The sequence below is a fragment of the Alteraurantiacibacter aestuarii genome (assembly GCF_039523595.1).
In the GTDB taxonomy this organism is placed as follows: Bacteria; Pseudomonadota; Alphaproteobacteria; order Sphingomonadales; family Sphingomonadaceae; genus Alteraurantiacibacter; species Alteraurantiacibacter aestuarii.
In genome coordinates this window covers 281717-295694 of the sequence record NZ_BAAAFP010000002.1, presented here as the reverse complement: position 1 = coordinate 295694, position 13978 = coordinate 281717, and the positions used below count along the sequence as shown (strand labels likewise).

Genomic DNA, 13978 nt, shown 5'->3' with positions numbered 1-13978 from the left:
GGGAATTGGATGCGCATTTTGACGCTTTGCATCGCCGCCGCCTTGCTGGCTGGCTGCTCTGACAACAAGCTGACAGACACTGAAGAAACCGCCGCAGCGCCCGCGCCTGCGAGCGAGGGAGAGACCGACATGACCGCCACGCCGCCCGCTGTGCCACAGGATCACACAGCGCTTCTTGCCAGCGACGATCCGCAGCTCGCGGCGAACAAGCGGCTGGTCTATGACATGTACCGCATCGTGTTGCAGGGCGGCTATGCCGACCGCGCGGGAGAGTTCATCGCCGACGATTACATCCAGCACAATCCCAACGCCGGACAGGGTCTGGCGGGTGTTCAGGAATACATCCGCAACACGCGGCCCGAACGCGCGCTTGAGGACAAGCTGGAACTGCCGCTGATCAACCTGCTAGCAGAGGGCGATTTTGTCACCACCGCCTTCGTGCGCACGGAAGCCGATGCGAACGGCGCGACCTATTATTCGACCTGGTTCGATCTCTACCGGATCGAGGACGGCAAGATCGCCGAACATTGGGACCCGATGCTGAAGAGCGATACGCCGATCGATCCCAATTCACAGCGTCTGGAAGAATAGCACTATAATCATGGGGAGAGCGGCATGGCCGTGACGAACTGGGCCGCAAAGGCCAGTCTGGGAGTTGCAATCGGGGTGCTGGCCATAGCGCAGGCCGGTGGCCAGACATTGAGCGATTTCACCCCCGTGACCGATGCGGACATCCAGAACCCCGATCCGGCTGACTGGCTCAGCTGGCGGCGCACGCTGGATAGCTGGGGCTATTCCCCGCTGGCGCAGATCACCCGCGACAATGTGGCCAGCCTGCGCATGGTGTGGGCGCGGCCGCTCAATACAGGATCGCAGGAAGGCACGCCGCTGGTGCATGACGGGGTGATGTATTTCCCCGCGCCGGGCGATGTGATCGAAGCGATCGATGCCCGCTCTGGCCAGCTGATCTGGCAGTACCGCCGCGACATTCCCGAGGACATCGGCAATTACCTGCCTGTCTGGGATACCAACCGCAATCTGGCGATCTATGGCAATCTGATCATCGCCAATGGCGCGGATGACTATATCTATGCGCTCGACGCCCGCACCGGGGAAATGGTGTGGGAAACCAGGATCATGGATTACCGCAACGGTGCCAAGCAAAGCTCCGGCCCGATCATTGCCGAAGGCCTCGCCATCACCGGGCGCAGTTGCGAGCCTGAGGGCGGGCCCGATGCCTGCGTCATCACCGCGCATAATGCGCTGACGGGCGAGGAAGTCTGGCGCACCAGCACCATCGCCCGCGGCGATGATCCCAACGATGCCACATGGGGCGGCGTGCCGCTGGAAGACCGCCAGCAGGTGGGTGCATGGATGGTGGCCAGCTATGATCCCGAACTGCGGCTGATCTATATGGGCACGTCAGTTTCCGCACCTGCGCCCAAGATATCGCTGGCGGGGCCGGATTACGATTACCTCTACCACAATTCCACCCTCGCGCTGGATGTGGAGACGGGGCGGATCGTGTGGCATTACCAGCATCTGGTGGATCACTGGGACCTGGATCATCCCTTCCCGCGCATGCTGGTGGATGAGGCGGTGGCACCCGATCCTTCCGAAGTCACCTGGATCAATCCCGCCATCGAGGCGGGCCGCACCTACAAGGTGCTGACCGGCGTACCCGGCAAGACCGGGGTGATCTACACGCTCGACCGCGAAACCGGGCAGTTCCTGTGGGCGCGCCCGACCATTCACCAGAACGTTGTCGGCGATATTGACGGGGCAACGGGCCGCGTGACCGTGAACCCGGAGACGATCTTCACTGCCTTTGGCGCAAAGCTGACCGTGTGCCCGGCCCCATCGGGCGGCACCAATTATCCGGCGGGGGCCTACAGCCCGCTCACCAGCACCATGTATCTCACCTCCAACAACAGCTGTGCGGAGATGGCCGCGCTCGACCCGGCGGATAATCCGGGCGTCTATGGCATGTCTTCGCGCCAGTATATCGCGCCGGGCGCCAACAATAATGTGGGCGTGATCCACGCGGTCAATGCCGTGACCGGCCGCACATTGTGGGAATTTTCCACCCGCACAGGAATGCAGTCGCTGATGACGACCGGCGGTGGGTTGCTGTTTGCAGGCGATGCCGACGGGCGCTTCCGCGCGATGGACCAACACGATGGCGCAGTGCTGTGGGAGATGAACCTTGGCTCCAGCGTCACCGGCTATCCGGCAACGTTCGAAGTCGATGGCCAGCAATATGTGGCGGTTTCAACCGGGCGCTGGCTGAATGACAGCTTCACCCCCGAACTGACGCATGGCACGCAGAACACGCTGTATGTGTTCGCCCTGCCGCAGGCGGGTATCGGTCATGCCGGTCCCTATCGCGCGCCGATCAATCCGGCAGGCCGCCTGTCCTCCGTCGATCCGGCCCTGAACAATCCGGCGCTGAACAATCCGGGTGGCGGCTTTGCCCGGCATACGGCGGATGGCGTGTATTCGGCTGCCCAGGCACGCGCGGGACAGGCGGTGTATGAACGCGCCTGCGCGGCCTGCCACGGGGTGGATTTCCAGCCCGCGCCAGGTTCACCCACGCTGAAAGGTGGCGCATTCATGGCCAACTGGCGCGGCAAGTCCGTGGGCGACCTGTTCGCCTATACGCGCGGCAACATGCCGGTGGCCGCAGGCGGATCGCTGCCCGACAGCCAGTATCTGGCCGTGATTGCCTATCTTCTGGAAGCCAACGATTTTCCTGCCGGCGCGGCGCTGGACCCCGATCAGGCCATGCTGGCCGCCATTGGCATAGGAGAATAACAGGAATTGCTAACCATTGGCGGCTAGCATCCGCCCAACAGCAAGAAAGCAAGGGACGCATAACTGGATGAGGACACCGATCGCCTGCGCCATCTTGCTCTTGGCCCTGTCTTCCTGTGGCAGGCAGGCGCCCGAACAGAACGCGGCCACCAATGCAGCCGAAGCGGCAACGCCCGGGTCCATACAGGGTGAGACGGCAAAAGCCGGAATCACGCTGGAACAGCATGCCGGGAGATGGGAATTCACCTATCCCGATGGCACGCAGAGCACGATTATCCTTCGCGCCGATGGCAGTTATGAACGCATTGCGGGAGTAGATAGCGCGGATCGCGGATTGTGGATCTTTGCCGAAGAACGGACCTGCCTGCTGTCGCTGAAGGCGGAAGACCGGCCGTGGTGCTATGTGATTGGCGAAGCCAATGAATACGGCTCACGCACTGCCATCATGGAAGACGGCTCGGTCGTTACAATCAGTCCGGTAAATTAGGTCTGGTGCCGCAAAGGCGGCTTACCCAGCGGGGTGGCAGGATTTCGCCCACCACCCCGTGGTGATGATTGTCAGTCGATCATGGCGGCGACGAGGCGCCGCAGTTCCCGTTCGCTCAGCGCGCTCGAGCAATGCTGCGGCGCGGTATGCGAAACGGGCTTCCGACCGCCAAAAGGCAGCGAAAGTGTGGTGCGCGGAGTGCGCACGCTGGTCTGGATTGTCATAATATTCCTCTGGAGGGCGGCGTCTGATGCGCCTTGCCCTTCGTAAATTGTAGTCTAGCGCCTGAATTTGCCGCGCTTGCCGCCGCCAGCACCACCCGTTGGGCCGGAGCCCGGAGTGCGTTCGCGGAAGATTATGCGGCCCTTGGAAAGATCATAGGGCGTCATTTCAACATGAACCCTGTCACCAGCCACCGAACGAATCCGGAAGCGGCGCATCTTGCCAGCGGTATAGGCGATGATCTCATGATCATTGTCGAGCTTTACGCGAAAGCGACCGTCGGGCAGAACCTCGTCGATATGGCCTTCCAGTGTAAGCAGCTCTTCCTTCGCCAAATTTCTAATCCTTCAGGCATGTGAGTTGTCGCTTCGCGAATCATTCCGCGTTGCGCAGCCAGGTAGCGTGATAAGGAAAGGTGAAAGCCGGTTCGACCGGCTGGCAAATTCCGTCGCAAGCGACGTCAGGCAAGAGCTATATAGGCTCACTTGCGTTTAATTACAATGCAACAAAGCGAACAGCGCAAACACGGCAAAGATTCGTTCAATTTGTATCGCGAAAACAGCCTGATGCTGCGCCATCGCTGCAAACAGGCCAGAAATGTCCCGCAAACCGGCCAAGTCTGTTTAGAATGCCCTCCTCAAAGACAGCTGAGGGGATAGTACCATGAAGAAATTGATCGCCTGCGCCGCATGCCTGGCCATTCTATCGGCCTGCTCCGAAACGTCGGACGACGCTGCACAAGAAAGCGCAGAAACAGTGCAACCGGTGAGCGACTTTACCTTCGAGGAACACCTGGGGGCCTGGGATGTCGTCTATCCCGACGAGACAACCGCCGTCACCACCAACCGGCCTGACGGCACCTTCACCACGCAGATGGCCGATGGCACCGTATCGGAAGGCACGTGGTCGATGCAGGATGACGGGTCTTCGTGCTGGATGCCAACGGGCGAGGATGAGCCACGCTGCTACACGATTGGCGCAGCGGACGAGAACGGCACACGCGCCCTGACCATGCCAGATGGCCAGATCGCCTATGTCACGCCCGTTCAGGAAGAAGACGCGGCGGCAGAATGACAAAAGGGGGCGGCCTTTCGGTCGCCCCCCTTCACTTCCCGGTAGCCGGAAATCAGGCCGGAGCGCCGTCCAGCAAGATGGTCTTGGTTTCGGTATAGGCCCAGATGCCTTCATCGCCGCCTTCGCGGCCGATGCCCGACTGCTTGAACCCGCCGAACGGCGCGGTCCATTCCATGCGCATTCCGTTCTGGCCGACCACGCCGGTGCGGATGCGCCGGGCAATGTCATAGGCGGCTTGCGGATCATTGGTCAGCACGCTGCCGTTGAGGCCGAAGTTGCTGTCATTGGCGATGCGAATGGCGTCTTCCTCATCCTCTGCCGGGATCAGGCACAGCACCGGTCCGAAGATCTCCTCCTGAGCGATGCGGCTGGAGTTATCGACGTTGGCGAACAATGTGGGCTCCATGTAATAGCCCTTGTTCATATGCGCCGGGCGGTTGCCGCCTGTCACCAGATCGGCGCCGGACTTCTTGCCTTCCTCGATATACATTTCCACCCGTTCCAGCTGGCGGCGCATGGCGAGCGGGCCAAGCTGCGTGTCAGCGTCTTCGGGATGGCCGATCTTCACGCCCTGCATGACCTTGGCGATCGCTTGTGCCAGTTCGTCATGCCGCGCGCGGGGAACGATGGCGCGGCTGAGCATGGCGCACACCTGCCCGCTCATCACGGTGATGGTGTTGCCAAGAATACCGGCTGCGGCCTCGATCGGGAAGTCGTCGCGGATGATGGCGGCGGACTTGCCGCCCAGTTCCAGCGTGCAGCGGGTCATGTTCGATCCGCAGACACTGGCGATATGCATGCCCGCAGCCGAGGAACCGGTGAAGGTCACCTTGTCGATCAGCCTGGAATGGACCAGGTGATCGGCCGCCTCGCGGTGCGCGGGAACAAGGTTCACCGTTCCGGCGGGCATGCCCACGGCCTCTGCCGCCTCGGCAATGATATAGGCTTCCAGCGGCGTTTCGGGCGATGGTTTCATGATCACCGTGCAGCCTGCGATCAGCGAATAGAACACCTTGTTCGCCATGATCGCGAACGGTCCGTTCCACGGCGCGATGGCGGCCACAACGCCCACCGGTTCACGCGTGATGATGACGGTATCCACCGCCATGCCGGGGCGGCGTTCTTCCCACTGGAAGCGCTCTCCCAGCGATGCGATGCCGCGCAGGCCGGCCACCCCGCCTGCATGCATCGGGCCTGACGCGCTGGACAGGCCGCCGATCTGCGCGGTCCATGCAGCCGCCAGTTCGGGCACGCGGGTTTCCAGATAGTCGACCATCTCCATCAACTTGGCCATGCGCTCCAGCGGAGGGGTGGTGGACCAGGGGCCATTGTCGAACGCCTCGCGCGCCGCAGCAGCCGCGCGGTCCATGTCCACCTCGTCCGCCTCGGCCACGCGGGCGACGATTTCCTCGCGGTCCGGGTTCTCGATCTCGATCTGGCCGGGGCCGTGCGGGGCCACCCATTCGCCGCCGATGAAAAGCTTGTCCGGGTGTTTGATGTTCACGCCTTCGGGGGTCATCATATCTCTCCGTATTCGGGCCACGTGCGGCCCATCATATCAATAATTGGACAGGATCGTCAGCGATTGCGTGTCCAGCGGCAGGCCGCGGCGCTGCAATTCCAGCTCTCTTGTCCGCAAAGCGGCTTGCGTATCGATCAGATAGGCGTGGATCGCCTTCACCTGATCGGGTGAAAGCCGGTCATCCCAGCGCGGCATGCCATTGGGCATCAGCAGCCCTTCCAGCACGATCTGGTTGAAGGCCCCGTGCACGCCGCTGTTCATCCGCCGCAGATCGGGCAGAGGAGCGCGCGGCTGGTTGGAATGGCAGATGCCGCAATTCTCGGTGAACAGGCCGCTGCCCATGGCGATCATGTCCGGCGTGGCATCGGCAAATTGCGCGGGCGGCTGGGGCGCGGGTTCCAGCGCCGGCAGATCATCGGGAACGGGCACGGCGCCGCCACCCAGCTTGAACACCAGCAGGCGGTTGCGATTGCCCTTGCTATAGGCCGCGGCATAGGGGGGCACGAAGCCCCAGCCACCGCCGCCCCAGCCGGTCTGCACGGCGACATATTGCACCCCGTCCACCGAATAGGTCATCGGCGCGGCCATGATGCTGGAGCCGGTGTCGATGTGCCACAATTCCTCGCCCGTATCGCTGTCGCGCGCGAACAGCTGGCCAGCAACATTGCCGTGGAAGATGATCCCGCTCTGCGTGGCCAGCACGCCGTTGCGGTCCTGCCAGCCGAGCGATTCAACCGCCCATTTGGTTTTGCCAGTCAGCGGGTCCATCGCGCGAAGTTCGCTGCGGAAAGGTTCATCCAGCACCCATTGCCATTGCGGCGTGGCCATCATCGCCTCGCGAATGAACGGCGGCAGGCTGGGCGCGGCGGCTTCCAGATCGGGCGTGAAGATGATCGCGGCCCCGGCATTGAGGAAGCTCTTCTGCCGCTCCACACCCTCGGTCGGGCCGGTCAGGAACAGCAGATTGCCCATATCGAGCACATGGGCAAAATAGGTGTTGCGGCCCGGATCATAGGCCGCCGGATACCAGTTGCGCGCGCCCGGTGAGCCGGGATAAACGACCTTTGGCCCATTGGTATAATCGGCCAGTTCCATCGTCATGTTGGGTTGGCCGGTTTCCAGGTTCCAGCTGTCTGCCCAGCTGGTGCGGACGATGGGGTTGGCGGCCAGCGGACGGCCCGTTTCGCGGTCCACCACAAAGAAAAAGCCGTTCTTGGGCGTGTGCAGGATCACCGGGCGCTGCTCGCCCGCCACTTCCATTTCGGCCAGCATCATCGGCTGGGTGGCGGTGAGGTCCCAGTTGTCCTGCGGCGTTTCCTGGAAATGCCATTTCATCCGCCCCGTTTCACGATCAAGCGCGACGAGCGAGTTCAGGTAGAGATTGTCGCCTCCGCCGGGCGAGCGGACTGCCTGCGGGTAAGGCCCGCCATTGCCGGTGCCGACGATGATCTGGTCAAATTGCGGATCGTAGGTGATCGCATCCCATGCGGTGCCGCCGCCGCCAATGTCCCAGCGTGTATCTTCGGACCATGTGGAAAGCGCGGCTTCCAGCTCCTCACTCTCCTGCGGGCCATCGGCCGGATCATGCGGGATGGTGTAGAAGCGCCAGGCTTCGCTGCCATCGGTGATATCATAGGCGGTGACATAGCCGCGCGTGTCATATTCCGCGCCGGCATTGCCGATAACCACCAGATTGCCCGCCACTTCGGGCGCGCCGGTGGAGGTATAGCCGCGGTCATGTTCGGCAATCGTATCGACGCTCCACGCAACCGACCCGTCTGTCATGTCGAGCGCATAGAGCATGCCGTCCAGCGCAGCGACCATCACCTTGCCCTGCGCAACCGCGATGCCGCGATTGGCCCAGTCACAACAGGCGGAGCGGACGATCTGCATGTCCATTTCGGGCACGAAGGTCCACAATTCCTCCCCCGTCACGGCATTGATGGCATAGACGCGGCCCAGATTGCCCGAGGTGTACATCACCCCGTCAATCACCACCGGAGTGGCTTCCTGCACGCGCGCCGTGCCCAGATCATATTCCCACGCCAGACCAAGTCCGGAGACATTCTCCTTCGTCAGCCCTTCCAGCCGGGAAAAATGACTTTCAGCCCAGTCACCGCCGGGATTGTCCCAGTTCTCACCCGCGCCATAGACGGAAGTGTCCACCTCGGGCACGTCGTCGCCGCAGGCGGTCAGCGCCAGTGCGGCCATGCCAATGAAAAGTGCGCGCCGCATCATGCCAGCCCCGATCATACCGGCCATGCTCCCTGATACTGTTCGAACACGCTGCGAAGCGTGCGCGGGGTCTTGCCGGTGATGCGTTCAACGCAGTCGCTCACCTCATCCATGAACCCGGCGCGGATGGCGGTGCCGAAGGTTACCATGTCATCGCTCGACCACGGAATCGGGCCATCAGGCACGATGTCGCTGGCGTGGCGCGGTACGCCCAGTGAATCGAAATATGCGAACATCCCTTCATCATCGACATGCTGAACCTCGATCGGCTTGCCGGCCATTTGCGAAACCATCGCCATCGCTTCGGGAATGGAGATCGCTTCAGGGCCTGTCACCGGATAGGCATGGTTGCCGTGCCCCTCCTGAGTCAGCACACCAACGGCCACGTTCACGCAATCATCGCGGCTGACAAAGCCCACCCGGCCCTGCCCGCAATTGTCGGGCTTCACACCCATCTGCAGCGCGGGGATCGCCATGGCGAGAGCGATGGCTTCCGAATACTGGTTGTCGCGCAGGAATGTGTATTCGACACCCGTCGCGCGGATGGCTTGCTCGGTCGCGAGGTGGTCGTTCTTGACGATCGCGGGATTATCAGGCCGGTCGCAATTGATGATGCTGGTATAGGCGATCTGCCTGACGCCTGCCGCGGCGGCTGCCCGCGCTGCATTGGTATGCTGGCCCACCCGCGTGCCCACACGCGCGGTGGAGATCAGCAGCATGCGCTCCCCACCTTCCATCGCAGCGGGCAGGCTGGCGGGATCGTCAAAATCGGCGCAACGAATATGCGCGCCCGTTTCGGCAAACTCGGCCAGTTTTTCCGGAGTGCGCGACAGGAACACCAGGTCCTCCGCCGGAACGATCTCCAGAAGCTGCTTTGCGGCCGCATTGCCAAATTGTCCCGATGCGCCGGTGACGATGATCTTGCCCACGATTTACCTCTCCTTCTTGCGGAGCGATCATAACGAGTGTTACGGTTGTGGCAACAATCGGGAGAGAGATTACGTGCCGAAATTGACTGTCGAGGACCGCCTCGCTTTGCAGGACCTGATCGCGGACTACAGCTGGGCGCTGGATACAGGCGATACCGAAGGGCTGGTCGCCTGCTTCACGCCTGACTGCCTGATGAGCGAGGAAGTGTTCGAAGATCCCGATATCTGGGAAGGGCATGACGGCATTCGCGGCCTGATGAAGCATTATGCCAATGCCCCTGGTTTCCCCGGCCGCCAGCATCACGTCACGCAGGTGAAGTATTTCCCGCAGGACGATGGCAGCGTGAAGCTGAAGAGCTTTGCCTTCGTGACCGAATGCCACGGCGAACCGCCTTATGAACTGCGCTTCTGCGGCTGGTATGATGACCATGCGGTCAAATGCGCGGATGGCCAATGGCGCTTTGCCCGGCGCATCGTACGGCTGTGGGATGGCGAGGTACTACAACGCTTCCCCGGCCACGGCGAGTGGAAGCCGCGCAAGCGACCGGACTCGCTGATCATCCGCAAGTGAGCTAAGAATATCTGCATCGGGGTTTGAGGGGAACGACCATGAATTTGAAGACCGCATTCGCCGCCACGGCATCGCTGGCGGCGCTGGCTATCGCCGCACCGGCACAGGCCGCGTGCGAGGATATGCTCTCGCTTGATCTGGAAAATGGCCGCGTCACATCGGCTGCCGTCGTGGCCGCTGGCGGGTTCGAGGCACCCGCCAGCGGCTTTGGTCCGCCGCCGGGCGTGGCTGCATCGCCCTTTGCCGATGTGCCCTCCTTCTGCCGCGTTCAGGTCACTCTGACCCCCAGCAGCGATTCGGACATCAAGACCGAGATCTGGCTGCCGATGGAAGGCTGGAACGGCAAATATGTCGGCATTGGCAATGGCATCTGGGCAGGATCGATCTCCTATGCCGAGATGGGCCGGTCACTCAGCCGCAACTATGCCACGGCAGCAACCGACACCGGCCATACCGGCAGCGGGATGACCGCTGAATGGGCCATCGGCCACCCGGAAAAGCTGGTCGATTTCGGCTACCGCGCGGTGCATGTCACCACGGTGGCGGCCAAGGCGGCGGTTGAGGCCTTCTATGGCCGCGGGCCGGAGCTGTCCTTCTGGAACAGCTGTTCCACCGGCGGACGGCAGGGCCTGATGGCGGCACACCGCTATCCTGATGATTTTGATGCGATTTCGGCCATGGCTCCGGCCAATCCGATGACCGACCTGATGACCCAGTCGATGTGGCAGGGCTGGCAGCCGCAACGCTTTGGCGTGCAGCTTGGGCCGCAGCAACTGGGCCTGGTGCATGCCGCCGCGATCGCCCAGTGCGATGCACAGGACGGTGTGGCAGACGGTGTGATCAGCCGCCCGCTGCAATGCAACTTCCAGCCCTCCAGCCTGCAATGCGCGCCCGGCCAGACCGAAGGCTGCCTGTCATCGGGACAGGTGCTGACGATGCAGAACATCTATGGCGGCACACGCGCTGCCGATGGCTCGCACCTCCTGCCCGGGTGGCCGGTTGGCTCCGAAGGGCAGATGGTGGCGCTCACCATGGGGGCAGAGCCCTTCCCCGTCGCCATGAGCTATTTCCGGGACCTGGCCTATGCCGGGCGCACAGGCTGGAACTGGCAGGAAACCGACTATCGCGACTACATGAACGATGCGCGCAGCTTTGGTGCCGAGATGCTCAACGTGCCGTCAGACGGGCTGACCGCCTTCTTCGCGCGCGGCGGCAAATTGCTGATGAGCCACGGCTGGTCCGACGGGCTGATCCCGGCAACCAACACGCTGGCCTTCTATCACGGCATGTATAATTCGCTGCCCGCCAGCGTGGCACAAAGCCAGACGCGGCTGTTCATGGCGCCGGGCATGGATCACTGCTCTGGCGGGGACGGCCCGAGCGATTTCGATACGCTGGGAACGATCGACGCATGGGCCACAAGCGGACGCGCGCCCAATCGCATCATCGCCACGCGGCCAGTGCAGGCTGGCGGCGGTTTTGGCGGACCTCCGCCGCCCCCGCGCGCGCCGATGGAACGCCCGCTGTGCCCCTATCCGATGGTGGCGAAATATGACGGGACGGGCGACACCGCCGTGGCCAGCAGTTTTACCTGCGAGGTAAGTTAGGAACCGCGCCCCAACTGCGCCCTAGCCGCGCGGCACCAGCAGCCAGCCCAGTGCCAGCTCGCGATCGGGCTGGCGACGGGCAGCGATGGACATCGCCTCGGCGGTGCCATCGGGCCTGGCCGCCCAGCCGGCAAACCGCTCCGCCCAGTCATGCCTTGCGCCCACCGCCATGCGGGCGAGCGGTAGCCAGGCGGAATCATGCGTGAAGCACTCGCAGCCTTCAGACTGTCCGCGAATCTCTGCGGCCAGCGTATAGCCTGCTTCCAGTGCCACTTCGCCGATCATCAGCGCATCGGCATGGCGCGATACGCCGGCGATCAGGGCAGGCCGGCTGGCGACCAGTTCCTGCGCGAAACGGATCGTATCGCCCTCGATGGCGCGCGATGACGTGCCCGCCGCGCGGCCAGCCGCCGCAAAGCGTTGGCCTGCATCCAATGACGGATCATGGACCAGACCGCTGTGCGCGCCATATTGCCAGCGCCAGCGCGCCAGCCCGGCCACTGTGGGGACAGCCAGCGCGCCCAGCAGCATGTTGCGGCGGGTGGTTTTCATTGTGCCCCTCCATGCGGTCCGGCGGCGAGATATTCGGCGATCTGCTGCAATTGTTCGTCCGACACTTCTCCGCGCGGAATGGCGGGCATGTTGCCAATGCCGTTGCGGGCAGACAGCACCACCAGTTCCACCGTTAGATCGTCACGCTCCTCCAGCAGGGAAACATCGGCGCGGCGCGCGATCAGCCCGGTGCCCATGCCGTTGGGCGCGTGGCACATGGCGCAAAATTCGACATACAGAGCCTCACCCCCGGTGGCATCGGGACGCTGCGCCATGGTGACCGGCTGCGGCATCGGCGGCGGGCCGCCTGTGGCAGCCTGTTCGGCTTCTCCGCCTGAGCAGGCAGAAAGCGCCAGCGAGGCGGCGACAAACGATGTTGCGGTCAGGATTCTCATTGTCCGCGCTCCTGTGCAAAGGCTCTGGGCCAGATGCCGCTCTTGCCCGGCGCGATGATTCCGTTGGGATCGAGCGCGTTCTTCACCTTCTCATTCAGGCGCAGCAAAGCGTTGTTATTGAAGTCATAACTTCCCGCCACCAGATCCATGTAATCAAGGTGCGTGCGGTATTCGCCGTAACCCTGTTCCTTAGCATCGGCCACCAGCGTGCGGAAGAACGGATCGACCTTGGCCATCATGGCGGGATCATCCTTGTTGAAGATCATCGCGTTGACATTGGTCAGGTGCCGCTCGCCAAAGGCAAAGCTGCCCTGATAGTCGACGCCGAATTCCCGGTACCTGGCATAGGTGCGCTGGAACTGCGCCAGCGCGGCATCGCCATCCTGCGGAATGATCGGGCTGAAACCGATGTGTCCGCCGCGCCCGCCATACCAGTTCACATTCTGCATCGGGAAGGTCATCGGCGTGCCGGTCCAGCCGGTGTATTCCAGCGGCTCGCCGCGTTTCCACACGGTCGGCTTGATCGCCATGGGGCCGGCATTGCCCATCGCCTCTTCCAGGATCTTGTAGGCCGCCTTGTTCACGTCCTCGCGGCCATACAGGCGCAGCGAAACGCCCCACCAGCCGATGTTGAACTGCTTGCGAATGGCATCGATTACCGCGTCCGAAACGGACCCTGGCTCATCGGTCCAGTCGGTCCGCCGGGTGAGCACGGCCGCCGCGCGCATCCAGTTGCCGATGGAGGGGCTCTGCGTCAGCACGCGTTCGCGCCGCAGCGGAGCGATGGTGTCGACCATCACCTTCAAATCCTCAGGCTTGTCGAATTCGACATCCATGCCCATCAGGCTTTCCGGCTCCGGCATCAGCCACATGCCCATCTTGGTCACGATGCCAAAGTTGGACTGGACGAACATCTGGTCCCACCCCGGGCCAAAGCCGAAGGGATAGGCCTGCCATGTCGGCGCATTGGAAAACGCGCCCATGCCCGTGCGCACCAGATCGCCATCGGGCAGCACCACTTCGAGGCCGCAGATGTTCTTGGTATGCTCGCCATAGGGAGTGTAGCCCACGCCGCGATCGAGCGCATTGCCCATGACAGATCCCCAGCTGTTGCCGGGGGTGGACAGCCAGAACGGCAGATTGTTGCGCTGGATGTAGTCGTACAGGTCATAGAACCCCACGCCCGGCTCGACGATCACCGTTCCCAGCTCCTCGTCGAACTCGATCTTCTTCATCCGCGACAGGTCCAGCACCACGCTGCCTGCCAGCACCGGCGCGGTGCCACCATAGCCCAGGTTCTTGCCCCGGCTGATGGGGTAGAGCGGCAGGCGGTACTGGTTGGCGATGCGCACCACCGCCTGCACTTCCTCGACGCTTTCACACGCCACCGCGCCCGAAGCATGATGCGCCTCGTCATTGACCGAGAATTTGTCCTGATAGGAAATGCGGTCGAGGTCCTCGAAGAACACCTTGCCGGCACCCAGCACGCTTTCGAAGGCGCGCTGCGCCTGCGCCAGCTTTTGCAGCGTAAAATCAGGGGGAAGCGGGATATCAGCCATAAGTTCCTACT

At 62.8% G+C, this 13978-nt stretch carries 14 protein-coding genes; 6 read left to right on the top strand and 8 right to left on the bottom strand.

What is annotated here, in order from left to right:
• Positions 1-9: 9 nt before the first annotated feature.
• The 3 genes from ABDZ98_RS05055 (at position 10) to ABDZ98_RS05045 (ending at position 3301) form a co-directional block, all read left to right on the top strand.
• On the top strand, positions 10-591 hold the full coding sequence (locus tag ABDZ98_RS05055) for a nuclear transport factor 2 family protein (RefSeq protein WP_237437306.1): 582 nt from the start codon (positions 10-12) through the stop codon (positions 589-591).
• 24 nt (positions 592-615) lie between these two features.
• On the top strand, positions 616-2814 hold the full coding sequence (locus ABDZ98_RS05050; protein ID WP_160589337.1) for an outer membrane protein assembly factor BamB family protein: 2199 nt from the start codon (positions 616-618) through the stop codon (positions 2812-2814).
• A 100-nt stretch (positions 2815-2914) separates the two neighbouring features.
• On the top strand, positions 2915-3301 hold the full coding sequence (locus tag ABDZ98_RS05045; RefSeq protein ID WP_343806061.1) for a hypothetical protein: 387 nt from the start codon (positions 2915-2917) through the stop codon (positions 3299-3301).
• A gap of 71 nt (positions 3302-3372) precedes the next feature.
• Here the strand turns inward: ABDZ98_RS05045 and ABDZ98_RS05040 are convergent, their stop codons facing one another.
• Positions 3373-3525 (bottom strand): hypothetical protein, encoded by a 153-nt coding sequence (locus tag ABDZ98_RS05040; RefSeq protein WP_160589335.1) that lies wholly within the window; start codon positions 3523-3525, stop codon positions 3373-3375.
• A 54-nt stretch (positions 3526-3579) separates the two neighbouring features.
• On the bottom strand, positions 3580-3858 hold the full coding sequence (gene infA, locus ABDZ98_RS05035) for a translation initiation factor IF-1 (RefSeq protein ID WP_160589334.1): 279 nt from the start codon (positions 3856-3858) through the stop codon (positions 3580-3582).
• Between the two features lie 328 nt (positions 3859-4186).
• On the opposite strand from infA, the gene ABDZ98_RS05030 reads away from it, so the two are divergent.
• On the top strand, positions 4187-4597 hold the full coding sequence (locus tag ABDZ98_RS05030; protein WP_160589333.1) for a hypothetical protein: 411 nt from the start codon (positions 4187-4189) through the stop codon (positions 4595-4597).
• Between the two features lie 52 nt (positions 4598-4649).
• Here the strand turns inward: ABDZ98_RS05030 and ABDZ98_RS05025 are convergent, their stop codons facing one another.
• The 3 genes from ABDZ98_RS05025 to ABDZ98_RS05015 are packed head-to-tail and all read right to left on the bottom strand — an operon-like array spanning position 4650 to position 9283.
• Positions 4650-6116 carry an aldehyde dehydrogenase gene (locus tag ABDZ98_RS05025; protein ID WP_160589562.1) on the bottom strand — a complete coding sequence of 489 codons (1467 nt, stop codon included), beginning with the start codon at positions 6114-6116 and terminating at the stop codon, positions 4650-4652.
• A gap of 39 nt (positions 6117-6155) precedes the next feature.
• Positions 6156-8381 carry a PQQ-dependent dehydrogenase, methanol/ethanol family gene (locus ABDZ98_RS05020; protein ID WP_237437305.1) on the bottom strand — a complete coding sequence of 742 codons (2226 nt, stop codon included), beginning with the start codon at positions 8379-8381 and terminating at the stop codon, positions 6156-6158.
• Positions 8369-9283: an NAD(P)H-binding protein gene (locus ABDZ98_RS05015; protein ID WP_160589332.1), complete on the bottom strand. Its 915-nt coding sequence runs from the start codon at positions 9281-9283 to the stop codon at positions 8369-8371. The genes ABDZ98_RS05020 and ABDZ98_RS05015 overlap by 13 nt, the downstream gene beginning before the upstream one ends.
• Positions 9284-9356: 73 nt before the next feature.
• Here ABDZ98_RS05015 and ABDZ98_RS05010 point away from each other — a divergent pair, with 73 nt between their 5' ends.
• Positions 9357-9854 (top strand): nuclear transport factor 2 family protein, encoded by a 498-nt coding sequence (locus tag ABDZ98_RS05010; protein ID WP_337190123.1) that lies wholly within the window; start codon positions 9357-9359, stop codon positions 9852-9854.
• Positions 9855-9892: 38 nt separating this feature from the next.
• Positions 9893-11461, top strand: coding sequence for a tannase/feruloyl esterase family alpha/beta hydrolase (locus ABDZ98_RS05005; protein WP_160589331.1), 1569 nt, complete (start codon positions 9893-9895; stop codon positions 11459-11461).
• 21 nt (positions 11462-11482) lie between these two features.
• Here ABDZ98_RS05005 and ABDZ98_RS05000 read toward each other — a convergent pair whose 3' ends face one another.
• From ABDZ98_RS05000 to ABDZ98_RS04990, 3 genes are read right to left on the bottom strand one after another with little or no spacing between them, the layout of a single operon-like run.
• Entirely contained in the window at positions 11483-12013 is a 531-nt protein-coding gene (locus ABDZ98_RS05000; protein WP_160589330.1) for a hypothetical protein, read from the bottom strand.
• Positions 12010-12408, bottom strand: coding sequence for a c-type cytochrome (locus ABDZ98_RS04995; protein ID WP_160589329.1), 399 nt, complete (start codon positions 12406-12408; stop codon positions 12010-12012). The genes ABDZ98_RS05000 and ABDZ98_RS04995 overlap by 4 nt, the downstream gene beginning before the upstream one ends.
• Positions 12405-13967, bottom strand: coding sequence for an FAD-binding oxidoreductase (locus tag ABDZ98_RS04990; RefSeq protein WP_160589328.1), 1563 nt, complete (start codon positions 13965-13967; stop codon positions 12405-12407). Before ABDZ98_RS04990 ends, ABDZ98_RS04995 begins: the two co-directional genes overlap by 4 nt.
• Positions 13968-13978 lie beyond the last annotated feature (11 nt).

Bases quoted from the DNA above. Each gene is read 5' to 3' on its own strand.
- ABDZ98_RS05000 (WP_160589330.1), bottom strand. From the start codon at position 12,013: ATGAAAACCACCCGCCGCAACATGCTGCTGGGCGCGCTGGCTGTCCCC.
- ABDZ98_RS05040 (WP_160589335.1), bottom strand. From the start codon at position 3,525: ATGACAATCCAGACCAGCGTGCGCACTCCGCGCACCACACTTTCGCTG.
- ABDZ98_RS05020 (WP_237437305.1), bottom strand. From the start codon at position 8,381: ATGGCCGGTATGATCGGGGCTGGCATGATGCGGCGCGCACTTTTCATT.
- ABDZ98_RS05005 (WP_160589331.1), top strand. From the start codon at position 9,893: ATGAATTTGAAGACCGCATTCGCCGCCACGGCATCGCTGGCGGCGCTG.
- ABDZ98_RS05055 (WP_237437306.1), top strand. From the start codon at position 10: ATGCGCATTTTGACGCTTTGCATCGCCGCCGCCTTGCTGGCTGGCTGC.
- ABDZ98_RS05030 (WP_160589333.1), top strand. From the start codon at position 4,187: ATGAAGAAATTGATCGCCTGCGCCGCATGCCTGGCCATTCTATCGGCC.
- ABDZ98_RS05050 (WP_160589337.1), top strand. From the start codon at position 616: ATGGCCGTGACGAACTGGGCCGCAAAGGCCAGTCTGGGAGTTGCAATC.
- ABDZ98_RS04995 (WP_160589329.1), bottom strand. From the start codon at position 12,408: ATGAGAATCCTGACCGCAACATCGTTTGTCGCCGCCTCGCTGGCGCTT.
- ABDZ98_RS04990 (WP_160589328.1), bottom strand. From the start codon at position 13,967: ATGGCTGATATCCCGCTTCCCCCTGATTTTACGCTGCAAAAGCTGGCG.
- ABDZ98_RS05025 (WP_160589562.1), bottom strand. From the start codon at position 6,116: ATGACCCCCGAAGGCGTGAACATCAAACACCCGGACAAGCTTTTCATC.